At 69.8% G+C, this 24805-nt stretch carries 19 protein-coding genes and 2 tRNA genes; 3 read left to right on the top strand and 18 right to left on the bottom strand.

What is annotated here, in order from left to right; all coding sequences use genetic code 11:
• Window positions 1–199 precede the first annotated feature (199 nt).
• The gene (locus tag ACFVUT_RS11480; RefSeq protein ID WP_389645542.1) at window positions 200–2089 is read right to left on the bottom strand and encodes an AMP-dependent synthetase/ligase; all 1890 of its coding nucleotides are present in this window, start codon (window positions 2087–2089) and stop codon (window positions 200–202) included.
• Between the two features lie 323 nt (window positions 2090–2412).
• Window positions 2413–4287: a translation elongation factor 4 gene (lepA, locus tag ACFVUT_RS11475; protein ID WP_389645539.1), complete on the bottom strand. Its 1875-nt coding sequence runs from the start codon at window positions 4285–4287 to the stop codon at window positions 2413–2415.
• Window positions 4288–4502: 215 nt separating this feature from the next.
• Between lepA and rpsT the strand changes: the two genes are divergently transcribed.
• On the top strand, window positions 4503–4769 hold the full coding sequence (gene rpsT / locus ACFVUT_RS11470; protein ID WP_389645537.1) for a 30S ribosomal protein S20: 267 nt from the start codon (window positions 4503–4505) through the stop codon (window positions 4767–4769).
• Window positions 4770–5090: 321 nt separating this feature from the next.
• On the opposite strand, the gene holA is transcribed toward rpsT, so the two are convergent.
• On the bottom strand, window positions 5091–6077 hold the full coding sequence (gene holA / locus ACFVUT_RS11465) for a DNA polymerase III subunit delta (RefSeq protein WP_389645534.1): 987 nt from the start codon (window positions 6075–6077) through the stop codon (window positions 5091–5093).
• Between the two features lie 188 nt (window positions 6078–6265).
• Here holA and ACFVUT_RS11460 point away from each other — a divergent pair, with 188 nt between their 5' ends.
• Window positions 6266–6511 carry a hypothetical protein gene (locus tag ACFVUT_RS11460; protein ID WP_389645532.1) on the top strand — a complete coding sequence of 82 codons (246 nt, stop codon included), beginning with the start codon at window positions 6266–6268 and terminating at the stop codon, window positions 6509–6511.
• Between the two features lie 169 nt (window positions 6512–6680).
• Here ACFVUT_RS11460 and ACFVUT_RS11455 read toward each other — a convergent pair whose 3' ends face one another.
• From ACFVUT_RS11455 to ACFVUT_RS11415, 9 genes are all read right to left on the bottom strand, one after another.
• On the bottom strand, window positions 6681–7565 hold the full coding sequence (locus ACFVUT_RS11455; RefSeq protein ID WP_389645530.1) for a YceI family protein: 885 nt from the start codon (window positions 7563–7565) through the stop codon (window positions 6681–6683).
• Between the two features lie 224 nt (window positions 7566–7789).
• Window positions 7790–10456 (bottom strand): ComEC/Rec2 family competence protein, encoded by a 2667-nt coding sequence (locus tag ACFVUT_RS11450; RefSeq protein ID WP_389645528.1) that lies wholly within the window; start codon window positions 10454–10456, stop codon window positions 7790–7792.
• Window positions 10453–10872, bottom strand: coding sequence for a helix-hairpin-helix domain-containing protein (locus ACFVUT_RS11445; protein WP_389645526.1), 420 nt, complete (start codon window positions 10870–10872; stop codon window positions 10453–10455). Before ACFVUT_RS11445 ends, ACFVUT_RS11450 begins: the two co-directional genes overlap by 4 nt.
• 1103 nt (window positions 10873–11975) lie before the next feature.
• Window positions 11976–12821 (bottom strand): DegV family protein, encoded by an 846-nt coding sequence (locus ACFVUT_RS11440; protein WP_389645523.1) that lies wholly within the window; start codon window positions 12819–12821, stop codon window positions 11976–11978.
• 108 nt (window positions 12822–12929) lie between these two features.
• Entirely contained in the window at window positions 12930–13733 is an 804-nt protein-coding gene (locus tag ACFVUT_RS11435) for a hypothetical protein (protein ID WP_389645520.1), read from the bottom strand.
• A gap of 376 nt (window positions 13734–14109) precedes the next feature.
• Window positions 14110–16983, bottom strand: a complete 2874-nt coding sequence (gene leuS / locus ACFVUT_RS11430; RefSeq protein ID WP_389645518.1) for a leucine--tRNA ligase — start codon at window positions 16981–16983, stop codon at window positions 14110–14112.
• A gap of 384 nt (window positions 16984–17367) precedes the next feature.
• Window positions 17368–17440 (bottom strand) — tRNA-Ala (locus tag ACFVUT_RS11425).
• A 133-nt stretch (window positions 17441–17573) separates the two neighbouring features.
• Window positions 17574–17807, bottom strand: a complete 234-nt coding sequence (locus ACFVUT_RS11420) for a hypothetical protein (protein ID WP_073723092.1) — start codon at window positions 17805–17807, stop codon at window positions 17574–17576.
• Window positions 17808–18066: 259 nt separating this feature from the next.
• A complete protein-coding gene (locus ACFVUT_RS11415) occupies window positions 18067–19518 on the bottom strand; it encodes an MFS transporter (RefSeq protein ID WP_389645515.1) in 1452 nt (483 codons plus the stop codon).
• Window positions 19519–19626: 108 nt separating this feature from the next.
• Here ACFVUT_RS11415 and ACFVUT_RS11410 point away from each other — a divergent pair, with 108 nt between their 5' ends.
• Window positions 19627–20484 carry a helix-turn-helix transcriptional regulator gene (locus tag ACFVUT_RS11410; RefSeq protein ID WP_389645775.1) on the top strand — a complete coding sequence of 286 codons (858 nt, stop codon included), beginning with the start codon at window positions 19627–19629 and terminating at the stop codon, window positions 20482–20484.
• A 232-nt stretch (window positions 20485–20716) separates the two neighbouring features.
• Here the strand turns inward: ACFVUT_RS11410 and ACFVUT_RS11405 are convergent.
• The 6 genes from ACFVUT_RS11405 to ACFVUT_RS11380 form a co-directional block, all read right to left on the bottom strand.
• Window positions 20717–20789 (bottom strand) — tRNA-Ala (locus ACFVUT_RS11405).
• Window positions 20790–20962: 173 nt separating this feature from the next.
• Entirely contained in the window at window positions 20963–21616 is a 654-nt protein-coding gene (locus ACFVUT_RS11400) for a histidine phosphatase family protein (protein WP_389645772.1), read from the bottom strand.
• Window positions 21613–22044, bottom strand: a complete 432-nt coding sequence (gene rsfS / locus ACFVUT_RS11395; protein WP_389645512.1) for a ribosome silencing factor — start codon at window positions 22042–22044, stop codon at window positions 21613–21615. The genes ACFVUT_RS11400 and rsfS overlap by 4 nt, the downstream gene beginning before the upstream one ends.
• A 114-nt stretch (window positions 22045–22158) precedes the next feature.
• Window positions 22159–23919: an LCP family protein gene (locus tag ACFVUT_RS11390; RefSeq protein ID WP_389645509.1), complete on the bottom strand. Its 1761-nt coding sequence runs from the start codon at window positions 23917–23919 to the stop codon at window positions 22159–22161.
• Between the two features lie 19 nt (window positions 23920–23938).
• On the bottom strand, window positions 23939–24556 hold the full coding sequence (nadD, locus tag ACFVUT_RS11385; protein WP_389645507.1) for a nicotinate-nucleotide adenylyltransferase: 618 nt from the start codon (window positions 24554–24556) through the stop codon (window positions 23939–23941).
• Window positions 24557–24594: 38 nt separating this feature from the next.
• Window positions 24595–24759, bottom strand: coding sequence for a hypothetical protein (locus tag ACFVUT_RS11380; protein ID WP_389645504.1), 165 nt, complete (start codon window positions 24757–24759; stop codon window positions 24595–24597).
• Window positions 24760–24805 lie beyond the last annotated feature (46 nt).

Below are 24805 nucleotides of genomic sequence, written 5' to 3'. Positions count from 1 at the left end.
AATGGGCCCCACGGTGCAGCTCCTGACCTGTTCTCGCTCTGTCTGTATCTTGCTCTGTTCTCTGGCGCCGCTGACGACACCGACAGAGTGACAGATGGACCCTGCCCATAAGCGACGAGTTGCCGAAGTGAGCGGAGAAAGTGAGCGGAGAAGAACAGGAGCAGCCGCACCGTGCGGCCTGCGGCGGGAAGGTCCGGGGTCAGACCTCGCGGGTTCCCACGTACATGTCGTCGATGAGGTCCTTGTACGCGCGCTCGACGACCGGCCGCTTCAGCTTGAGACTGGGCGTCAGTTCGCCGTGCTCGATGTCGAGATCGCGGGGCAGCAGCCGGAACTTCTTGATGGTCTGCCAGCGCTGCAGCCCCTCGTTGAGCCGCTTCACATAGCCCTCGACGAGTTCCACGGTCTGCGGGGACGCCACCACTTCGGCGTACGTCCTGCCGCCCAGGCCGTTCTCGGCGGCCCAGCCGAGGAGGGTCGGCTCGTCGAGCGCGATCAGAGCGGTGCAGAAGTTGCGGTCCGCGCCGTGCACCAGGATGTTCGAGACGAACGGGCAGACCGCCTTGAACTGTCCCTCGACCTCCGCCGGAGCGATGTACTTTCCGCCGGACGTCTTGATCAGGTCCTTCTTGCGGTCGGTGATCCGGAGGTAGCCGTCCACGGACAGCTCGCCGATGTCGCCGGTGCGGAACCAGCCGTCCGCCTCCAGCACCTCGGCCGTCTTCTCCGGGAGCCCCTGGTAGCCCTGCATCAGGCCGGGGCCGCGCAGCAGGATCTCGCCGTCGTCGGCGATCCGTACCTCGGTGCCGGGGAGCGGCTTGCCGACCGTGCCGGTGCGATAGGCCTCGCCCGGGTTGACGAAGGAGGCGGCGCTGGTCTCGGTGAGGCCGTAGCCCTCCAGGATGTGGATGCCGGCGCCCGAGAAGAAGTAGCCGATGTCGGGGGCGAGTGCCGCGGAGCCGGAGATGCAGGCGCGCAGCCGGCCGCCGAAGGCCTCACGGATCTTGGCGAAGACGAGGGTGTCGGCGACCTTGTGCTTGGCACCGAGTCCGAACGGGACGGAGGCCACGCCGGTGCGCCGGAAGTTGTCCTGTGAGACCGTCGCGTACTCCCGGGCGACCCCGGCCGCCCACTGGAAGATCTTGTACTTGGCCCCGCCGCCGGCCCGCGCCTTGGCGGCGACGCCGTTGTAGACCTTCTCGAAGATACGGGGGACGGCGGCCATGTACGTCGGCTGGACGACCGGCAGATTCTCGATGATCTTGTCGACCCGCCCGTCCACGGCGGTGACGTGCCCGACCTCGATCTGCCCCGAGGTGAGGACCTTGCCGAAGACGTGCGCGAGCGGCAGCCACAGATACTGGACGTCGTCCTGGGTGATGAGACCCGTCGCCACGGTGGCCTTGGCCATGTACGACCAGTTGTCGTGCGGCAGCCGTACGCCCTTGGGGCGGCCGGTGGTGCCCGAGGTGTAGATCAGGGTGGCGAGCTGATCGGCCGTGATGGCGGCGACCCGCTCCTTGATCGCGTCGGGGTGCTCGGCGAGGTGCTCCGCGCCGCGGGCCTCCAGCTCGGCGAGGGTGAGCACCCAGCCCTCGGGATCGCCCTCGGCGGGTTCTGCGCCCTCGGCGTCGATGACGACGACATGGGCGAGGTGGGGCAGTTCGGTGCGGCGCTCGCGGGCCTTGGCCAGTTGAGTGGCGTCCTCGGCGATCAGGATGCGGCTCTCGGAGTCGGAGAGGATGAACGCCGCCTCCTCGGCCTTGGTCGACGGGTAGACCGTCGTGGTGGCGGCTCCCGCGCACATCACGCCGAGGTCGGCGAGGATCCATTCCACTCGCGTACTGGCGGCGAGCGCAACCCGCTCCTCCGGCCGCACACCCAGACCGATCAGCCCTGCCGCGATGGCGTACACCCGTTCGGCAGCCTGCGCCCAGCTCAGCGACTTCCAGTCGTCGGGCCCCTCGCCGGTGGCCGCGGGGACCGGGTAGCGGTAGGCCTCTTTGTCCGGGGTGGCCTCCACGCGGTCGATGAAGAGGTTCGCCACGGAGGGCGGTCGGTTCTCGATCAAGGTCTGTGTGTCGCTCACGACATCCTCCGGGCCTGCGGCAGTGCTTCACGACCGGCTGCTGATTGCTGCTGACTGCTAGGTGCTGTTCCTACGTGTGTTCCCGCGCTCGTGTGTGCGCTTGGTCCTGCGTTGCCCGTCCTGGCACGCTCGTCCTGTTTCCTGTCCTGCGGCTGCGGCGCTCGGCCCCGCTTGTTTAACTGGCGAGTAACTAAGAGGCCGTGATCAGGGTAGAGCGCCCGCGTCCGCCGCGTAAGAGGCAATAGGGCGCCGCTTCATAACAAACGGGCCCCCGCGTCGCGGTACGTTGCGACACGGGGGCCCGTCGGCCTCACGACCGGAAGCTACTTCTTGGCCTTGCCGTCCCCGCCCGACTCGTCCGTCGACAGCACGGCGATGAAGGCCTCCTGCGGCACCTCCACGTTGCCGACCATCTTCATCCGCTTCTTGCCCTCCTTCTGCTTCTCCAGCAGCTTCCGCTTACGGGAGATGTCACCGCCGTAACACTTGGCGAGGACGTCCTTGCGGATGGCGCGGACGGTCTCACGGGCGATGACCCGGGAGCCGATGGCGGCCTGGATCGGCACCTCGAAGTTCTGCCGCGGGATGAGCTCGCGCAGCTTGGCGACGAGCCGCACGCCGTAGGCGTACGCCTTGTCCTTGTGCGTGACCGCGGAGAACGCGTCGACCTTGTCGCCGTGCAGGAGGATGTCGACCTTGACGAGCTGGGCGCTCTGCTCGCCGGTGGGCTCGTAGTCGAGGGAGGCGTACCCCCGCGTCTTGGACTTCAGCTGGTCGAAGAAGTCGAAGACGATCTCGGCGAGCGGCAGGGTGTAGCGGATCTCGACCCGGTCCTCGGAGAGGTAGTCCATGCCGAGCAGGGTGCCGCGCCGGTTCTGGCAGAGCTCCATGATCGCGCCGATGAACTCGCTGGGCGCGAGGATCGTCGCGCGCACGACGGGCTCGTGCACCTTGTCGATCTTGCCTTCGGGGAACTCGCTCGGGTTGGTGACGATGTGCTCGCTGCCGTCCTCCATGTCCACGCGGTAGACCACGTTGGGGGCGGTGGCGATCAGGTCGAGACCGAACTCGCGCTCCAGCCGCTCACGGATCACGTCGAGGTGCAGCAGACCGAGGAAGCCGACACGGAAACCGAAGCCGAGCGCGGCGGACGTCTCCGGCTCGTACACCAGGGCGGCGTCGTTGAGCTGGAGCTTGTCGAGCGCCTCGCGCAGGTCCGGGTAGTCGGAGCCGTCCAGCGGGTACAGGCCCGAGAACACCATCGGCTTGGGGTCCTTGTAGCCGCCCAGCGCCTCGGTCGCGCCCTTGTTCAGGGAGGTGATGGTGTCACCGACCTTGGACTGCCGGACGTCCTTCACACCGGTGATGATGTAGCCCACCTCACCCACACCGAGGCCGTCGGCCGGGGTCATCTCCGGGGAGGAGACCCCGATCTCCAGCAGCTCGTGGGCGGCACCGGTGGACATCATCCTGATGCGCTCGCGCTTGTTGAGCTGGCCGTCGACGACACGGACGTACGTGACGACGCCCCGGTACGAGTCGTAGACCGAGTCGAAGATCATCGCGCGGGCGGGGGCGTCGGCCACGCCGACCGGGGCCGGGACGTCCTTGACCACCCGGTCGAGCAGGGCGTCCACGCCGACACCGGTCTTCGCGGAGACCTTGAGCACGTCCTCCGGCCGGCAGCCGATGAGGTTGGCCAGCTCCTCGGAGAACTTCTCGGGCTGCGCGGCCGGCAGGTCGATCTTGTTGAGCACCGGGATGATGGTGAGGTCGTTCTCCATCGCCAGGTAGAGGTTGGCCAGCGTCTGGGCCTCGATGCCCTGGGCGGCGTCGACCAGCAGGACCGTGCCCTCGCAGGCGGCGAGCGAGCGGGAGACCTCGTAGGTGAAGTCCACGTGGCCCGGGGTGTCGATCATGTTGAGGATGTGGGTGCGCCCCTGGTCCTCGCCCGTGGTGGGCGCCCAGGGAAGACGCACCGCCTGGGACTTGATGGTGATGCCGCGCTCGCGCTCGATGTCCATCCGGTCGAGGTACTGAGCGCGCATCTGCCGCGCATCGACCACGCCCGTCAGCTGAAGCATCCGGTCGGCAAGGGTCGACTTGCCGTGGTCGATGTGCGCAATGATGCAGAAGTTGCGGATCAGCGCCGGGTCGGTACGGCTCGGCTCGGGCACGTGGGTAGGAGTCGCGGGCACGCAGGGTCCTGATTCTTGAGACGCCGAACGCCGTGTCTCGGGTCGATGTCGGTTCGGTCGGATCGATACGTAGCCTCCATCGTCCCATGGTTGCGGGGCGGAGACCGGTTTGGGCCGGTCGGAGTGGGGCTGGTACCGTGGTCAGCTGTGCCTCGCGACCCTTTCGGGCCGCTCGACACACATCGAAGATCCATCGAACCTGAAAAGGCTCTTTCGTGGCGAACATCAAGTCCCAGATCAAGCGGAACAAGACGAACGAGAAGGCGCGCCTGCGCAACAAGGCCGTCAAGTCCTCGCTCAAGACCGCTATCCGCAAGGCCCGTGAGGCTGTCGCCGCCGGTGACGTCGAGAAGGCCAACGTGGCCACTCGCGACGCCTCCCGCGCGCTCGACAAGGCCGTCTCGAAGGGTGTCATCCACAAGAACGCCGCCGCCAACAAGAAGTCGGCGCTGGCCTCCAAGGTTGCCTCCCTCCAGGGCTGAGCTTCTCTGATGTGATCGCCGGAACGGATCAGCGGGCCCTCTCTCCCGCCCCTGCCCGGCCCCCGCGCCGCACACCGAACCTGCGTTCGCCACGCGGGTGCGGCGCACCAAGCGCGAACCGAAGGCCCCGGCCCCGCTCTCCCCAGAGCGGGACCGGGGCCTTCGGCGTACCCCGTCGGCTTACCCCGTCCCGTCTGCCCGGCGGCCGGGGGCGGTGCGGGCGGACTGCGCACCTGGCTTCTTACGCCCTGACCGCCCTGACCGCACCGGCGTGCTCCGGCTGCCGCCCAGGCCGTACACGACCGCATCGGCGCGCCCCGGCTACCGGCCTGACCGCGCCGCCCGCGCCACCGCGACCACGGCCTTCTCCAACGCGTACTCCGGATCGTCGCCGCCGCCCTTGACGCCCGCGTCCGCATCCGCGACCGCCAGCAGCGCCATGGCCACTCCGTCCGGCGTCCAGCCACGCATCTGCTGACGCACCCGGTCGATCTTCCACGGCGGCATGCCCAGCTCACGGGCGAGGTCCGCGGGACGCCCCCCGCGCGCCGAGGACAGCTTTCCGATCGCCCTCACCCCCTGGGCCAACGCACTGGTGATCAGCACGGGCGCCACACCCGTCGACAGCGACCAGCGCAGCGCCTCCAGCGCCTCTGCGGCCCGCCCCTCCACAGCGCGGTCGGCGACGGTGAAACTCGACGCCTCGGCGCGGCCCGTGTAGTAGCGGGCGACCACCGCCTCGTCGATCGTTCCCTCGACATCCGCGACGAGCTGCGAGACCGCACTCGCCAGCTCCCGCAGATCACTGCCGATGGAGTCGACCAGCGCCTGGCACGCCTCGGGGGTAGCCGAGCGCCCCAGCGCCCGGAACTCCGACCGTACGAACGAGAGCCGCTCGGCCGGCTTGGTCGTCTTCGGGCACGCGACCTCCCGCGCCCCGGCCTTGCGCGCCGCGTCCAGCAGCCCCTTGCCCTTCGCGCCGCCCGCGTGCAGCAGAACGAGGGTGATCTCCTCGACCGGATCGCCGAGGTACGCCTTGACGTCCTTGATCGTGTCGGCGGAGAGGTCCTGGGCATTGCGCACGATCACCACCTTGCGCTCGGCGAAGAGCGACGGGCTCGTCAGCTCCGCGAGGGTGCCGGGCTGGAGCTGGTCCGAGGTGAGATCGCGGACGTCCGTGTCGGGGTCGGAGGCGCGGGCCGCCGCCACCACCTGTTGCACAGCGCGGTCGAGGAGCAGGTCCTCCTGTCCCACGGCGAGCGTGAGGGGGGCGAGCGGGTCGTCGGTGGAATTCCTTCTGGTGGCCATCGCCGTCCAGCATCCCACGCACCACCGACAGCCCGCCGGACTCCCTGACCGCCTCGTACGGACAGCCGACGCGAGCGGACAGCCGACGCGAGCGGAAGGCCGGCGCGAGCGGAAGCCGCCGCACGCTGGGAGCCTCCTCGTGCGGGACCGCACAGCGTTCCTCTTTCCTCGTGCGGGAGGATGGGCAGGTGAGCGATGTGAGACATGTGCTGGTGCTGCCCGACCGCGATGCCGCGGAAGAGGTGGCCGGAGAGCTCGGCGACCGTTTCGGGGTCACCGAGGAGCCCCAGCTCATACGCGATGCCCTGGCGGGCGAGGACGATGCCGAGGACGCCCAGTGGCTGGTGGTCGTGGAGGATCCGTCGGGGCGGCTGGACTCCTCGGCGCTCGACGCGTTCGCCGGCGAGTACGAGGGCTGGCTCGAAGCGCCTTAGAGAGAGCAACAGCCGCGTGTACCACGCGTTCAGGCAGCCCTTCCGGGGCGTCGTCGGCCTCGCGCCTGAGCGCCTGAGCGGCCGAACCGGCCGAACCGGCCGAACGGCCGCAGGAGCTGAGCGGCTGAGATCACGTCGTGGAGGGGGCGCGGCCTGTCCTCTTGTGCGCTCAGCCCTTGGGGACGATCTGGATGTCCATGTCGATGGAGATGCTGGAGCCGACAACAGCGATGCCGCGTGCCAGCATGGTCTGCCAGGTGAGGGTGAAGTCCTCGCGGTGCAGTTCCGTGGTGGCCCGGCAGGCGGCGCGGGCCTCGCCCTCCAGCCCACTGCCCAGGCCCAGGTACTGGGTGTCCAGCGTGACCGTACGGCTGACGCCGTGCAGCGTGAGCGCGCCGGTCACACCCCAGCGGATCCCGCCGCGGTGGACGAAGCGGTCACTGTAGAACTCCAGAGTCGGAAAACGCCCGACGTCGAGGAAGTCACTGGAGCGCAGATGGTCGTCGCGCATCTGGACATTGGTGTCGATCGACGCGGCGTCGATGATCACGTGCATCGCCGAGTCCTCCATGCGATCGGCGATCCGGACGGCACCGGCGAAGGTGTTGAACCGGCCATGGATGCGCGCCATGCCGATGTGCCGGGCCGTGAAGCCGATCTGTGAGTGCGTCGGATCGACCTCCCACTCGCCCGGATCGGGCAGCTGCGGGGGCGCGGACAGTTGCAGGGTCACATCGCCGAGGTTCGCGTGGCCGCCCTCGACAACCATGGCGGTGCCGTGGAACGGAGTGAAACCCTCCGCCGTGACGGCCAGCCGGTACTCGCCGGCCGGAACGGTGGCGAGGACGTTGCCGTGCGGGTCCGTCTCACCACCGACCACCTTGCGGCCCGCCCCGTCCGTGACCACGAACTCGGCCTGCCGCACGATCTCGTTGACGGCGTCGAGCACACGGCAGCTGAGCATGCCTGCGGTGCGCGGCACCTCAAGTCCCGTAAGGGCGTTGCCGTGCGCGGCAACCGTCGCTCTCCTGCTTCCCAGCAAACGGCCGAACATCTTCCACCTACCCCGGGGCGATTCACTGTGGGGCCTGGCGGCTGGACGTCCTCGTCGGAGCAGCGGCCCACCGACGATCATCCATTCGATCACCCTTGTGGCGTTCGAGGCAAACAGAGCAGCTCGCAGGGGGTTGAGACGAGGTGTTACCGAAGGTCCGAATTCACCGGTCCGCTCGCATACGTCACATCGGCGGAGCTGCGCGTCCCCCATACGAGCCGTGCTCATGACCGGCCCACCGCCCGCAGCCCCGGCCCGGCACCCATCACAGCGATCGCGCCGTCGGTGTCCGTGCGGAGCACGACCGCTCCCTCGGCGCTGAGCGCGTCGACGGTACGCGCGGCCGGGTGACCGTATGGGTTGTCCCTGCCCACGCTCACCAGGGCGAGTCTCGGGTGCGCGCTGCGCAGCAGCGCGGGGTCCTGGTGGGCGGAGCCGTGGTGGGCGACCTTGAGAACGTCCACCCGCGGCAGCGCCGGATATCTGCGCAACAGCCCTTGTTGAGCGGGAGGTTCGAGGTCGCCCAGAAGCAACAGGGTCAGCCCACCGGTCCGGACGTACAGGGTGACACTGGCATCGTTCGGCTCCTGCGGTACGGGCCCCGCCCCAAGGGCCGCCGGCGCACCGCCCGCCCCTGCGCCTCCCGTCCCAGCGCCTCCTGCTCCTGCTCCTGCTCCTGCGCCTGCGCCGCCTGCCCCAGCGCCTCCGGCTCCTGTGCCTCCCACCCCTGCGCCGCCCGTCGGCCAGAGGATCCGCCAGTCCAGCGGGCCGATCCGTCGGTGTTCACCAGGGAGGGCCCGCACCAGGGGAACACCTCTCGCGGCGGCTGTCCTCCGTACGAACGCGACCTGATCAGGCGGTTCGTCCAGGATCGTTGTCTGGATCGCCCCCACCGCTCTGCCGCGCAGCACACCGGGCAACCCCTGTACGTGATCCGCGTGGAAGTGCGTGAGCACGAGGAGCGGCACCTCGCTGATGCCCAGGTCCCGCAGGCACCGGTCGGCGAGCCGGGGATCGGGACCGGTGTCGACCACCACACCCGCGCCGTCCCCCGCGGCCAGCACAAGAGCGTCGCCCTGACCCACGTCACACATCGCGAACGCCCAGCCAGGCGGCGGCCATCCGGTCAGCACCCGGGTGAGCGGCACCGGCCGGAGCACTGCGAGGATCAGCAGCAGCACGGCGGCCGAACAGACCCAGGGGTGGCGCGCGATGCGGCGGGCGAGCAGCACGACCAGAGCTGTCAGCACCGTGAGGAGCAGCGCGCCCTTCCCGCCGCCGGGCCAGTCGGTCTCCGCCCCCGGCAGGGCCGCCCCGGTACGGGCCACCGAGGCGATCCATCCCGTCGGCCAGCCTGCGACCCGGGCGAACAGTTCCGCCACCGGCATGGCCACCGGCGCCAGGGCGAGCGCGCCGAATCCGAGCACCGTGGCCGGTGCCACCGCGAACTCGGCCAGCAGATTGCACGGGATCGCCACCAGGCTGACCCGGGACGCCAGCAGCACGATGACCGGTGCGCACACCGCCTGCGCCGCGGCGGCCGCGGCCAGCGCCTCGGCGAGCCGGGGCGGTACCCGGCGCCGTTGCAGCGCGTCACTCCACTTCGGTGCGATGGTGAGCAGGGCGCCGGTGGCCAGTACGGACAGGACGAAGCCGTAACTGCGCGCCATCCACGGGTCGTACAGCACCAGCAGCAGCACGGCGGTGGCCAGTGCCGGAATCAGTGATCTGCGGCGCCCCGTGCCGATGGCGAGCAGGGTGATCAGTCCGCAGGCCGCGGACCGCAGCACGCTCGGCTCGGGCCGGCAGACGATGACGAACGCGACTGTCAGCCCGCCGCCGAGCAACGCTGTCATCCGCAACGGAATCCCCAACCGGGCTGCCAGACCGCGGCGTTCGACGCGCGACGCCGTGCCCGGCGGTCCGATCAGGAGGACGAGCAGGATCGCCAGGTTGGCACCGGAGACCGCCATCAGGTGGGTGAGGTCGGTTGTCCGGAAGGCGTCGTGCAGTTCGGTGGTGACCCGCGAGGTGTCACCGATCACCAAGCCCGGCAGGAGCGCCCGCGCATCGGGATCGAGCGGCTCGGTCGCCTGCCTCAGGCCACCCCGCAGAGCACCCGCTGCGCGCTGGGGAAGGGAAGGGAGGCCGATGACGCGGGGCGGACCGTTGCCCTCGGACCGGAGCACGGCGGCATGGCGCTCCCCGTCGTGCAGCGGTGGCGCCAGTCGGCCGCCGACATGCAGGTGCGTCGACGGGAGCAACCCCTGCCACTGGGCCATCGACCCGCCGGGCGAGACGATCAGCAACACCGGCGTGCGCAGCCGGAGCGCCTCGCCGTGGGGCCTGGTGAACCGCGTGATCTCGGCGTCCATGAGGAGCGAAGCGGGCGTGCTGTGGTCGCCCCGTACCCGGGGCCGGGTCTGCCGGGCGTCGGACGTCACCGTCAGCTCCGCCTCGACCCTCTCGTACTGTCGGGCCGACTCATGGATCGGCCCCTGCCGGACGTCCGCACCATGCATTCCGGCCGATGCGGCGCCGGCCGCCGCGCAGAGCAGTGCGGCAGCAGCGGCGACGGCGGTGGTGGTGTGCGGCCACCGGTTGCGTACCGCGCTCTCGCCCTCCGCCGCACCTTCTCCGGCGTCGGCCGACCGCCTGCGCCTCGCACGGGTCGCCGACGCTCCCGACACCGCCAGGACCACCATGGCCGCGCCGGCGCAGAGCAGCACGCCCACCGCCGTCCACCGCCCCGGCATGCTCAGCGCCGCCGCCGCCCCGGCCCAGGCCGCCATGGCCGGCGGAACCAGCCGGAGATCGACCGGGCCTTCCTGCCGCGGGTCGGAGGCGCCCAGGCGTCGGCCCGACGCCGCATGGACGTCACGGTGGTTCATGGGCCCACCAGCGGTCGGAGATCGGCGAACCGGCGGTCACCGATCCCATTGACCTCGCGGAGTTCATCGACAGAACGGAAGCCGCCGTGCTGTGTGCGGTAGTCGATGATGTGTTGGGCCAGAACCGGGCCGACACCGGGAAGGGTGTCGAGTTGTCCGACGGTCGCACGGTTGAGGCTGACCGGTCCGGTGGCGGGGCTGCCGCCGCCCGTGACGGCTTCCCCCGTACCGTCGGCGGCAGGAGGGCCGGGTGGGGCTCCCACCACGACCTGCTCCCCGTCCATGAGCACCCGCGCCCGGTTGAGCCCGGTCAGGTCGACACCGGGCCTGGCTCCGCCCGCGGCGCGCAACGCGTCGGCGACCCGAGCGCCGGAGGGCAGTCGAAGAACGCCCGGCCTTCGCACCTTCCCGCTCACATCGACGACAATGTGCCCGGCGGGCCCCGTCACCGGCGGTGGACCCGGTGACGGATCGGGGTCTGCGGCGGCGTCCTGTACCGGGGCCGATGTCCGGGCGGGCGCGGCCTCGTTGACCGGATCCGGGACACGTACCGCATGAGGACGCGCGGACCAGAAGTGCACCGCCGCGAAGGCCGCGGCCGCGATCAGGACAACGGCCAGCGCGGCAAGGGTCTTTGGCTCCAGACCGCACCTGAGCTGCAGCCACAGGGGAATCCGCTCCCGCAGTGCCGGAACCAGCCTCTCCCACCGCGGCGATGTTCCGGAGCCGGAGACCGGAGCCGAGGCTGAGACCTGGGCTGGGGCCGGGGATGGGACCTGGGCTGGGGACGGGGCCTGGGCTGGGGACAGGGCTGGAGCCGGGGATGGGACCTGGGCCGGGGCCGAAACCGAGGATGGGGCCGATACCGGAACCGGTGCTGGGGCCGCAGCCGTAGCCATAGCCGTGGCGGGAATTGATGTCGGGGACGGGCTCGGAGCAGGCGCCTGAGCCGCGGACGCCCCCGGCATGCGCCGCGCGGCCCGCCCGTCCCCCGCACCCCGCATGAGTGCGTCCGCCCGACCGCGCGATGCCGCCGCCACGACATCAGCACGTCCGCGCGACGACCGTCTCCGTGCGGGCCGGAGACCGAGGCCGCGACCGGCGCGGCCGTCCGAGAGACGGGACCGGCCGGGGCCGCTGCCGCTTCCGTTGCTTGCGCGATGTGATCGGGGAGCCATGCCTCACGACGGTAGGCACATCCGCCCCCACCCGCTGAGCAGGCCCGATTTCGGTGGACAACCGGCCAGTTGTGGATATCTCGACCACCCTCAGGAGTGAGGTCCACGCGCAGCAGGATCCGGGCCGGGCCGGCACGACTGCGGTGTGGCGCAGCTCGTGAGAGTCACGGCCAGTGGCCCCCGGGGCATGGAGACCAAGAGGCGCGAGGGAGCCAAGAAGCGCGAAGGGATCAAAGCGCGAGGGGACCACGAAGCGCGAGGAGACCACGAAGCGCGAGGAGACCACGAAGCGCGAGGAGACCACGAAACCAGATCCGGGAGACAAAGCCGGAGCACCGGCTTCAGCGCGGCGAGACCACTGCCCCGAGCAGGCCTGGGCCGGTGTGCGCGCCGATCACCGCGCCCACCTCGCTGACATGCAGATCGACCAGCCCGGGCACCCGCTCGCGGAGCTGCTCGGCAAGCCGCTCGGCCCGCTCGGGTGCCGCCAGGTGATGCACGGCGATGTCCACCCGGCCGTCGCCCGACCGCTCCGCGACGATCTCCTCCAGGCGCGCGATCGCCTTCGAGGCGGTCCGTACCTTCTCCAGCAGCTCGATGCGTCCGCCGTCCAGCTGGAGCAGCGGCTTCACGGCGAGCGCCGATCCCAGCAGAGCCTGCGCGGCACCGATGCGACCGCCGCGGCGCAGATAGTCCAGCGTGTCGACGTAGAAGTACGCGGAGGTACCCGCTGCCCGCTTCTCCGCGGCCGCGACGGCCTCGTCCAGGCTTCCGCCGGCCTCCACCGTCTCCGCCGCCGCCAGAGCGCAGAATCCGAGAGCCATGGCGACCATTCCGGTGTCCACCACCCGCACCGGAACCGGTGCGTCCTTCGCCGCCAGCACCGCTGCGTCGTACGTACCCGAGATCTCGGCCGAGAGGTGCAGTGAGACGACGCCGGTGGCTCCGGCCCCGGCCGCCGCCCGGTACGCGGCGGCGAAGACCTCAGGACTCGGCCGGGAAGTCGTCACGGGGCGGCGCTTCTGCAGTGCCACCGCGAGGGAGCGGGCGGAGAGCTCCGTGCCGTCCTCCAGAGCCTGATCGCCAAGGACGACAGTCAGCGGCACCGCGGTGATGCCGTGCCGCTCCATCGCGTCGGGCGGCAGGTAGGCCGTGGAATCGGTGACGATCGCGACATGGCGGGACATGAGCGGGAGATTACCTGGCGCGTCCACGGCTCGGCAGTCCGACCCCGACCGAATGATCGCTCGCGAACGCTTCGGACCGCATCCTGTCACCGCTGGTCGTCGAACTGCTCAGTTCGTCGTTTCGGGCCGAGCCGCCTTCTGCCAGAGGTATTCGGTCTGCCGTCGCGGATCCCGAGCCGTGATCGCCTGCGCCGCGTCATCGGCCGCCCCCGCCCCCTGCCCTGGCTGACCGCCCTGCCTGCGGCCCCGGTCGTGCCCATGGTCCCGCAGCTGCCCCGACTCCTGTCGCTCTCCCCGGGCCCCCGGTTCCTGTCGCTCTCGGCGAACCCCGGGCTCCTGTCGCTCTCCCCCGACCGGCTCGTTCGGCTCCGTCGTCCAGTGCCGCAGCGCCCCGGCCTCCACATCGATCTGTGCGTTCAGCGCGTCCAGATCGTCGTCGGAGAACTGTTGCGCCCGGTCCCGCGCGGCCCATCGCAGCGCGTCCGCGGAGTGCGTGATCCGCTCCGTACGCTGCTTCAGGCCCGGCAGCAGCGAGGCGACCGTAACCCGGTCGGGCTCGCGCTCCAGTCTCTTCAGCTCATCGTCCAGCTGACGCCCGTGCACACTCAGCCGCTGGAACAGGCCCAGCGACTCCGAGAGCGAGGCGTCCTCGACAACTCCCCTCCGCAACGCCTCCTGCGTGGCCCGCATGGATGTACGCAGCGCGAGCCGTAGCTGCGCCAGCTCTCCGCCCACACCCGCCTGGCCGTAGCTCTTCGCCCGCAGCGTGGTGTCCTCGACGGTGCGGCGCGCCTGCGTGATCGTGCGGTCCACCCCCCGCTTCGCCACGCCGATCGCCTTGACGCTCACGTACACGCCAAGGGCGATGAAGGCGAAAAAGAGCAACCCCAGAATCAGGATCACGGCTTCCATGAGCGCCCCTCGGATGTCATTTCTGCTGCCGGGTGCCGACCTCTCCACCGTAAACGGAAAGAGCAGGTTGAGGGTTCCGAAGAAACCCCCAACCTGCCCGTAGGGGAACGCCCTCACATCGCCGTACGGTGACCAGCGCGTGCGAGCGGACCGTCACGCGGGTCGGGTCGGCACCCCTCGTGTGGGGCCGACCCGCGGCCCCACACGAGAACGACCGCGCGCCCTCACAGGAACGCCCCGCAGCGTCACACGGGACGCAGACCCGACCCGCACCTCACACCGGACCGCCCCGCAGCCCCACACCGGACCGCACCTCACACCGGACCGCCCCGCAGCCCCACACCGGACCGCACCTCACACCGGACCGCCCGCAGCCTCACGCCGGAACGATGTTGACCAGCTTCGGCGCCCGCACGATCACCTTGCGGATCCCCGCGCCGTTCAGCGCCGCGACCACGGCCGGGTCGGCCAGGGCCAGTGCTTCCAGCTCCTCGTCCGCGATCGACGGGGAGATCTCCAGGCGCGCCTTGACCTTGCCCTTGACCTGCACGACACAGGTCACGGTCTCGTCCACGACGTACGCCGGATCGGCGACCGGGAAGTCCTGGTGCACGACCGACCCGGTGTGGCCCAGTCGCCGCCACAGCTCCTCGGCGATGTGCGGCGCCAGCGGCGCCACCAGCAGCACCAGCGACTCGGCGACGCTCCGGGACAGCGGGCCGCCCGCCTTGGTCAGGTGGTTGTTCAGCTCGGTGACCTTGGCGATGGCCGTGTTGAAGCGCATCCCGGCCATGTCCTGGCCGACGCCGTCGATCGCCTTGTGCAGCGCCCGCAGCGTCTCCTCGCCCGGCTCCGCGTCGACAACGGTGACCTCACCGGTCTCCTCGTCCACGACATTGCGCCACAGCCGCTGCAGCAGCCGGTACTGGCCGACCACAGCACGCGTGTCCCACGGCCGTGACACGTCCAGGGGGCCCATGGCCATCTCGTACAGGCGCAGCGTGTCCGCACCGTACTCGGTGCAGATCTCGTCGGGCGTGACGGCGTTCTTCAGGGACTTGCCCATCTTGCCCAGGACACGGCTGACCTTCTCGCCCTGGTAGAAGAACTTTCCGTCCCGTTCCTCGATCTCGGCCGCCGGAACCGCGACGCCGCGGCTGTCCCGGTAGACGAACGCCTGGATCATGCCCTGGTTGTACAGCTTGTGGAACGGCTCGACGGACGAGATGTGCCCCAGGTCGTACAGCACCTTGGACCAGAAGCGGGCATACAGCAGGTGCAGCACGGCGTGCTCGGCGCCGCCGACGTACAGGTCGACGCCGCCGGTCGGCTGACCCTCGCGCGGCCCCATCCAGTACTGCTCGATGGCCGGGTCCACCAGCTGCCGGTCGTTGTTCGGGTCCAGGTAGCGCAGCTCGTACCAGCAGGAGCCGGCCCAGTTGGGCATGGTGTTGGTCTCACGGCGGTACTTCTTCGGGCCGTTGCCGTCGCCCAGGTCCAGGGTGACGTTGACCCAGTCGGCGTTCCGGGAAAGCGGGGTCTCGGGCTGGGTGTCGGCGTCCTCGGGGTCGAAGGTCCGCGGCGAGTAGTCGTCGACCTCCGGCAGCTCCAGCGGCAGCATCGACTCGGGCAGCGGGTGGGCGATGCCGTCCTCGTCGTAGACGATGGGGAAGGGCTCGCCCCAGTAGCGCTGGCGGCTGAACAGCCAGTCGCGCAGCCGGAAGTTGACGGTGCCCTCGCCGACGCCGTGCGCCCGCAGCCACTCGGTGATCTTCGCCTTGGCGTCGACGACCCCCAGACCGTTCAGCGAGATCTCGTCATTGGCGGAGTTGACCAGCTTCGCCTCGTACGAGGCGAAGGCGTCGTCCCACGTCGAGGGGTCCGTGCCGCGGTCGTCCGACGGCTCGACGACACAGCGCATCGGCAGCTCGAAGGCGCGCGCGAAAGCGAAGTCGCGCGCATCGTGCGCCGGTACGGCCATGATCGCGCCGGTGCCGTAGCCCATCAGGACGTAGTCGGCGATGAAGACGGGCACCTTCTCGCCACTGACCGGGTTGGTCGCGTACGCACCGGTGAAGACACCGGTCTTGTCCTTGGCCTCGGCCTGCCGCTCGACGTCGGACTTGGCGGCGGCCAGCTTGCGGTACGCGGTGACGGCCTCGGCCGGGGACGCGTGTCCGCCGGTCCACACCGGGTGCGTGCCCTCGGGCCAGGCGGCCGGAATGATCCGCTCGACCAGCTCGTGCTCGGGCGCCAGCACCATGTAGGTGGCACCGAACAGGGTGTCCTGGCGGGTGGTGAAGACGGTGATGGCGCCTGCGCCGTCGACCGGGAAGTCGACGCGCGCACCCTCGGAACGCCCGATCCAGTTGCGCTGCTGCAGTTTGATGGCCTCGGGCCAGTCCAGCCCGTCCAGGTCCTTCAGCAGCCGGTCGGCGTAGGCGGTGATGCGCATGTTCCACTGGCGCAGCTTGGCCTTGAAGACGGGGAAGTTACCGCGCTCGGAGCGGCCGTCGGCGGTCACCTCCTCGTTCGCCAGTACCGTGCCCAGGCCGGGCGACCAGTTGACCGGCGCGTCAGAGGCGTACGCCAGGCGGTACCCGCCCAGGACGTCCGCGCGCTCGACGGCGTTCAGCGTGCTCCAGTCACGGCCGTCCGGGGTGGGACGCGAGCCGCTCTCGAACTGGGCGACCAGTTCGGCGATCGGGCGGGCCCGGTCGGCATCGGTGTCGTACCAGGAGTTGAAGATCTGCAGGAAGATCCACTGAGTCCACTTGTAGTACTCGGCCTCGATCGTGGCGAACGAGCGGCGCTTGTCGTGGCCCAGGCCCAGCCGGCGCAGCTGAGCGGTCATGTTCGCGATGTTGGTCTCGGTGGAGACCCGCGGGTGTGTGCCGGTCTGTACGGCGTACTGCTCCGCGGGCAGGCCGAAGGCGTCGAAGCCCAGGGTGTGCAGCACGTTGTGCCCGGTCATCCGCTGGTGGCGGGCGAAGACGTCGGTGGCGATGTAGCCCAGCGGATGACCGACGTGCAGGCCCGCACCCGAGGGGTACGGGAACATGTCCATGATGAACTTCTTCGGCTTGGCCGCCAGTGCCGGATCACCTGCCAGGTCACCGGTCGGGTTCGGCGCCTCGTACGTGCCGTCGGCGTCCCAGAAGTCCTGCCAGCGTGCCTCGATGTCGGCGGCCATCGCCGCCGTGTAGCGGTGCGGCGCAGCCGCCTCGGCTGCGGAATTCGTCTCGCTCATGGTCCTCAAAGCTCCATCGATCGTCATCTGCCGGCGCCCATGTCTACGGACACGCGTCTACGGAAACGAAAAATCCCCTCGCACAGGAGGGGACGCCGCGCCGATTCCGACCAGGCATTCTCACCGGTCGGGGCTGATCAGCGCGGCTCGCTAAGCAGAAGGCGTACGGCACGCATGGCGTCAGGGTACCGCACAGGCTCGGAGCCGGGCCGGGCACGGCCGCTCCGTGGACGGGGGCAGCGGGGTCGGCCGCACGACGGACCTCCGGAAGGCCGGGTTCACTGTCGGCCACCGGACCGAAGGCTCTGGGCCCAGCCGCGATTGACGTCCATACGCGAGAAGCGGGTCACCCTGTGAGGATGACCCGCTTCTCGCTCTTCCTTGTGGAGCTAAGGAGAATTGAACTCCTGACCTCCTGCATGCCATGCAGGCGCTCTACCAACTGAGCTATAGCCCCGTGCTGTGTGCCGCCCGGTCCCCCTGGCGACATCGAGAACATTACCGGTGACCCTGCCACTCCACCAAATCGTTTCGCGTCCGCTCCGCCTTGACCGGTCGCGCGGCGTCTCTGCCGCGTGGTGACGAGGGGGTCACGCGGTGGCGAAGGAGTAGAAGCGCTTGAGCGTGCAGTGCTCCTCCAGCAGCCGCCCGTAGATCGGCTCCCCCTCCAGTTCCCGGTAGGTCTCGATCGGGTCGCCCTTTATGATCAGCGCCCGCGCACACTCCTCGCACCAGTACTGGTAATCCGGATTGATCGGATCCATGTCCCTGACGATGGGCGTACCACTGCCGCACCAGTCGCACTTACGCCTGTGTGCACCCATGGGTCAGCTCCGGCTCAGGCCGCGGGCGGTACACGCATCAAGGACTCCGCCGTTCGCGCCGAGCACATGGACCGGATGGGACGGATCGTCGGCGGGGCGACCGGCACGGGCGCCGCGTCCGGGAACAAGGAGCAGGTCCGGGACCTCGTGGCGGCTCGCAGGCATCGCGCGCTCCCTCCCGTTCGGTCCGTCGCCCCCTCCGGCGATCCGATTCTGCCATGACCCCGCAAGGGGGGAAGCCCGCCCGACAACCGGTCGGTCACCGACGCCGCACGAGACCCGTCGACGCACCCGCGACAGCGGCCACCGATAGTGCGAGACAACATGCCCACAAGGCATGCGCCGAGCCCTGCGTCCCCGACGCGTCAAGGCGGTTGAGATAGAGCGTGCCGAATACCGAGACGCCGATCAGCTGGCCGAGTTGGGTGACGGTCACCAGTACGCCGCTCGCATCAGCCGCGTCTTCCGGACGTACGTTCGCCAACGCCCCCGTAAGGGTGGGACTGAAGCCCAGCGCCATGCCGCCGCCCACGACCGCGGAAGCGGCATAGAACCAGACTCCGCCGTCGCCGCCGTCCCGCATCAACAGCCCCACGGCCACGGAGCCGACGGCCGCCAGGACGAACCCACCCGGCACCAGGGCGGCTTGGAGCCGCCCGGGCCACCGCCGCCAGGTCAGGCCGACCACACCGAACACCAGCGCGGTCGGTGCGAACATCAGCCCCCCGCGCAGCGCCGAGTAGCCCAGACCCCCCTGGACGTGCAGCGTCATCGCGAAGAGGAAGCCCGCGTTGACCGCCATCACCAGAAGAATGCGCAGCGCCGCCATCGCGATACCGGGAACGCGAAGCACCCTGGGCGCGATCAGCGGCGCACCACCGCGCGCGGCCAGCCGTGACTCGTACCCGACGAAACCGGCGAAGAACCCCACGGAGGCGATCAGGCAGACCCAGGACCAGACCGGCCAGCCCAACTCCTGCCCGAGCACCAGGGGGACGGTGAGCAGTGTGACGGCGGCGGCCAGCAGCACCAGTCCGGGCAGATCGAGCCCGCGGGCCCGCGCCTGGACCCTGGCGGTTCCTGTGCGCGGTTCGCCGGGCAGCACGCGGAGGCCGAGCACCAGCAGAACCAACCCGATCGGCACGTTCACCAGGAAGACCGGCCGCCAGCCCGTGCCGAACAGATCGGCGCTGACCAGCACGCCGCCGACCACCTGCCCGGCGACCGCGCCGATGGCGAGCACCGCACTGTAGGCACCGAGCGCCCGCATCCGTGCCTCGCCGACGAAATGGCGCTGGATGAGGCTGAGTACCTGCGGAATCATCACCGCCGCACCCGCCCCCTGGATCAGCCGGAAGGCGATCAACTGGCCTGTTCCGGCGGCCAGACCGCAGGCCAGCGAGGCGGCGGTGAAGACGGCGAGTCCGGCCAGGTGCGCCCGGCGGTGCCCGAGCAGGCCGCCGAGCCTGGCGCCGATGACGAGCAGCACGGCGTACGTGACGGTGTAGCCGGCCACGACGAGCTGCAGCCCCGCTCCGGAAGCGCCGAATTCGCTCCGGATCGTCGGGGCGGCGACGTTGACGATGAAGACATCGATCAACGCCATGAACTGAGCCGCGAGCACCAGGGCGAGCACGCGTCCGGGGTGTTTGTCAGTGGTGGCGTCTTTACTGGTTTCGGAACGTGGAGTCGCCTCTGAGGTCGTCGTCATGGCACCGAGCCTGGTCCCGGTCGCATACGGGTAACGAGAGCCCGCTGATGCTGGTACTGACACCACCTGGCAACTCCCCGGCGGAGCACCGACGATGGGGGTGTGGCAATGGTGACGGCACATCGGCAGGATCAGCACCGGCGGCGTCCGGAGCTCGCGGCCTTTCTGCGCAACCGCCGGGCGCGGGTGACACCCGCCGATGTGGGTATGGCGCCCGGACTGCGCCGTCGCACCCCGGGCCTTCGCCGCGAGGAGGTGGCACAGCTCTCCGGTGTCGGTGTCACCTGGTACACCTGGCTGGAACAAGGCCGTCCGATCAACGCGTCACCGCAGGTCCTGGATGCCGTGGCCCGCACCCTCCGGCTGGACGCCCCGGAACGCGAACACCTCTACCACCTGGCCGAGGTGGCCTGCGTCCCGGGCCGGCAGGCAGACGCGATAGAGGTGGGGCCCGAGATCCAGGGCATCATCGACGCGCTCGATCCGCACCCCGCCGTGGTCTACAACGCGCGGTACGACGTCCTGGCCACCAATCCCGCCTATCGCGACCTGTTCGGCTTTCTCGAAATGGCGGGGACAGGCATACGCAACGCGCTGTGGACGCTGTTCACGGTGGACGAGGACGCCTGCCCCATCGTCCACCGGGACCAGGAATTACCGATCATGGTGGCCACGCTCCGGGGCGCCTACGGGCGTCATACGGGCGAGCCCGCCTGGGAGTCGTTTGTCGAACGGCTCTCGGCCGCCAGCCCGTACTTCGCCGAGCTGTGGCTCAGCGGCGATGTCGCCCCGCCGGGACCTCGGGTGAAGACCTTCCGGCACCGCGCGGCGACCGCCGAGATACGGATGACCTCGGTGTCGCTGTCGGTCAACGGCCTGCCGGAGTGCCGGATCGTGGCCTACACCCCCGCCGACGAGGAGAGCGCGCAACAGGTGGCGGCGCTGCGGCAACGCCGCAAGGCATGACCCGTGGCGGCGCTGCTGCAACGCCGCAAGGCATGACCCGTGGCGGCGCTGCTGCAACGCCGCAAGGCGTGACCGGGGGAGGCGCTGCGGCAACGCCGCGAGGCGTGACCGGACGCACGGTCAGAGGACGGTCTGCCAGGCGAAACCGAAGGCCCAACCGTCGCAGGGAGCGACCCAATTGTCGGAGGGAAAGAAAAGATCCCATCCCTTGAGGGGGACGGGATCTTGATTGTGGAGCTAAGGAGAATTGAACTCCTGACCTCCTGCATGCCATGCAGGCGCTCTACCAACTGAGCTATAGCCCCGCTGTTCGCTGTGTTTCCCTGCGTTTCCGCGCTGCGAACAAGAAGAACTTTAGCCTGTGACCAGCCCGAAAGTGAAATCCGGCCGACGGCGCCCAAGCGGGCCTTCGCCCACCGTGCGGGCCCGCGCCACCGGCAGGCGCCGGCACTCCGGACGTCGGCGCTCCGGGTGCCCTCTACGTGTCGTCGCCGAGCACCGGCTCCGGCAGAGTGCCGGCGTTGTGCTCCAGCAGGCGCCAGCCCCGCGCCCCCTCGCCCAGCACCGACCAGCAGCAGTTGGTGAGCCCACCGAGGCTTTCCCAGTGGTGCGACTCCAGGCCCAGCAGCCGGCCGATGGTGGTGCGGATGGTGCCGCCGTGGCTGACCACGACGAGCGTGCCCCTGTCGGGCAGCTTCTCGGCGTGTCCCAGTACGACCGGGGCGGCCCGGTCGGCGACCTCGGTCTCCAACTCACCGCCGCCGCGGCGCACGGGCTCGCCGCGCTTCCACGCGGCGTACTGCTCGCCGTACTGCTCGACGATCTCCTCGTGGGTGAGCCCCTGCCACGCGCCCGCGTAGGTCTCGCGCAGTCCCGCGTCGAGCGCCACTTCGAGGCCGGTGATCGCGGCGAGCTCGGCGGCGGTGTCCGCCGCCCGCTGCAGATCGGAGGCCACGATCGCGTGCGGCCTCAGCGATGCGAGCAGCCGGGCAGCCCGCTGGGCCTGCCCGACACCGGCTTCGGTGAGCGCGATGTCCGTGGAGCCCTGGAACCGGCGCTCCAGATTCCACGCCGTCTGGCCGTGCCGCCAGAGAACGATCTTGCGGCCTCTGCCGCCTCTGCTGCCGTTCAGCTCTGCTCACCTTCCGTGCTGCCGGTGAGCTCGGCGTGCTCCGCGGCCTTGCCCCGGGTCTTGACGGCGTCCTCGGGGAGCGCGATCTCGGGGCAGTCCTTCCAGAGGCGCTCCAGCGCGTAGAAGATCCGCTCCTCGCTGTGCTGGACGTGGATGACGATGTCGACGTAGTCGAGGAGGATCCAGCGCGCGTCGCGGTCGCCCTCACGGCGGACCGGCTTGGCGCCGAGCTCCTTCTGAAGCCGTTCCTCGATCTCGTCGACGATCGACTTGACCTGGCGGTCGTTGGGGGCCGAAGCCAGCAGGAAGGCGTCTGTGATCGACAGCACGTCGCTGACGTCGTACGCGATGATGTCGTGTGCGAGCCGGTCGGCGGCCGCCTGAGCGGCGGCGTTGATGAGCTCGATGGAGCGGTCCGTGGCGGTCACAAGCAGGCTTTCGTCGGCGGTCAGATCGACCTCTAGGGTCTCACGGACCGCCGACAGCCCACGCAGCGAACGTTCGACGGTCGAATCGGCGTCATTCGAGTGACACGGCCGCGGTCATTTGATCTTGTAGTTCTGGCCGATCACGACGGTCACATCCGCGTTCGCGGCAGGCTTGCCCTGCTTCAGTGCGCTCGTCGGCAGGCCGAGGGTCTTGGCGACCTGTGTCGCCTTCTCCTTGTCCGCCGCACTCTTGTAGACGACCTCGGACAGGGGCACGGCCTCGGCCGTTCCACCGCTGACGAAGGCATAGCCGCCGTTGACCAGCTTGATCCGGGCGGACTCCGTGCCGTCCGTGTCGCCGGTGGCGTTCTTGATCCCGACCCGTACCGCCGCGTCGGCGTCGGGTGCCTTCACCGTGCCGCCGAGGATGTCCTTGACGACGTTCTCGGTGGCAGCTTCGGAGAGGGTGCCGTCGGCCTGCACGGCCAGCAGCGCCGTCTTGTAGTCGCCGCCCTTGGCGTGCTGCGCGAGCTTCGCCAGCGAGGCACCGAGGTCCTTCTCGGGGAGCGACGGGTCGAGGATCTGCGCCAGCGTCTGCACGGTGACCGTGGCCGCCTTCGGGTCGTCCGACACCTTCCGCAGAACGCCTCGCATGACGGTCCCGAACCGCGTGAGCTGCTTCGTCTCAGCCTCGCCGGGTGCCCGGTAGGTGGCGTAGGCGACGGCCATCTGGCCGCTCAGGGTCTGCGCCTCGCCCTTCTTCACGAGGGGGGCCTCGCCCTTCTTCGCGCCGGGCACATCGGTGTCGGTGTCGACGTCGATGTTGCCGACCAGATCGACGAGGGTCTCCAGGTAAGGGGTGTCCAGCCGCCAGGTGCCGCTTATCTTGGTGCCGAGCAGCGAGTCGATGGACTCGCGGGTGCCGGTGGTGCCGTCGTCCTCGACGGACTTGCCGAGGGTGGTCGTGACGCCCTCGTCGTCGGAGACGGCGAGCGCGTTGGGGAGCAGGACCGTGGTCCCCTGTTTGGTCGTCACGTTGTCGACGAGCAGCGCCGTGGAGGTGCCGCCGTTCTTGGTGTTGTGCAGATGGACCACGATGACGTCCCGCTCCTGCGGGCCCGCCGATGCGGTGTTGTCCTTCTCCGAACCGGAGAGGCCAGGGATCTTTCCGGCGGACCAGAGGTAGCCGGCACCGCCGACCACGACCAGGACCACCACGACTATCAGCGCGACCATGCGGTTGCGTCCGCGGCGCCGCGCCTCCTCGCGCCGCTCGCTGCGGCTCTCGGTGAACTTCAGCCAGTCGATGACGTCTTCGGAGTCCTCGTCGGGCTCCTCGATGAAGGAGAACTGCTCGGTGCGGTAGTCGCGGCCGGCTCGGCGCTGCCCGGGGACGGCCGGTTCCGGCTCCGCCTCGAAGCCGGGCTCGGATTCCTGCCGGGCCGGGGCGGGTACGGGGGCGGGGGCGGGCGCGGACGGATGCGCGGCGGCCTGCTGCGGAATGTTCCACTGCTGGGTGGTTTCGACCACGGCGGGCTGCTGGCCGGTGTCGTAGCCGTAACCGTCGTAGCCGCCGTACGCCTGCTGCCCAGGCTGTTGCGGTTGCTGAGGCGGTTGCGCCGACGAGGGTTGCTGTGAGCTGTACGGGTCGTACGTCTGCTGCGGCTGCTGCTGCTGCGGCGGCTGGGCGTACGGGTCGTACCCGTAGCCCTGTTCCGCCTGAGGCGGCTGCTGCGGCTGCTGGGGCTGCTGGGGCGCGTACGGGTCGTACGGCTGCTGCCCGGGCTGCTGGTACACCGGCTGCCCGTACGCGTCGTAGCCGATGATCTGCGGCTGCTGGTAGTACGGGTCGTACGGGTTCTGTCGGTCGTTCACCGGTGCCCCTCTGCGTGGCTCATTCGCCGCGGTACAGCTGGCGCTTGTCGATGTAGCGGACCACACCGTCCGGCACCAAATACCAGACCGGCTCGCCCTTGGCGACCCTCTCACGGCAATCCGTGGACGAGATCGCCAGCGCGGGCACCTCCACGAGGGAGACTCCGCCCTCCGGCAGTCCGGGATCCGTGAGCACATGCCCCGGCCGCGTCACACCGATGAAGTGGGAGAGCGAGAACAGTTCGTCGGCGTCCCGCCAGGTGAGGATCTGCGAGAGCGCGTCAGCGCCCGTGATGAAGAAGAGGTCCGCGTCACTGTGGATCGCGCGCAGATCCCGCAGTGTGTCGATGGTGTACGTCGGCCCGCTGCGGTCGATGTCGCTCCGGCTGACCGAGAACTGCGGGTTGGACGCCGTCGCGATGACCGTCATCAGATAGCGGTCCTCCGCCGGGGAAACGTGTTTGTGGCTCTTCTGCCACGGCTGCCCGGTCGGAACGAAGATCACCTCGTCGAGGTGGAACTGGGCGGCCACTTCGCTGGCCGCCACCAGGTGTCCATGATGAATCGGGTCGAACGTCCCGCCCATCACGCCGATTCGGCGCCTCTTGCGGCCGGTAGGCACTTCCTGCTCTCCCATGCGTGCAGAGCCTACTGGCACAGCTGTTCGCCTCCGCCTCAGCGGTCGCGGTTGAAGCGAGTGGTGATCCACAGCAGGAGCAGCAGCACGACGAACGCACCGCCTCCGGTGAGATACGGGCTGAGGCTTTCGTGGTTGCCACCGTGCTCGCCGCCCTCGGCGGCGAGAGTGACCAGCTGGTTCGCGGTGCTCGTGAGGCTCATCTTCGGCAGGACCTATCGATCGGGAGTCGGAAGGAAGACGTCGCGC

This window comes from Streptomyces sp. NPDC058051 (assembly GCF_042885475.1).
Taxonomy (GTDB): Bacteria; Actinomycetota; Actinomycetes; order Streptomycetales; family Streptomycetaceae; genus Streptomyces.
Note: the sequence above shows the minus strand (reverse complement) of the source record. Positions and strands in the feature narration are given on the sequence as shown.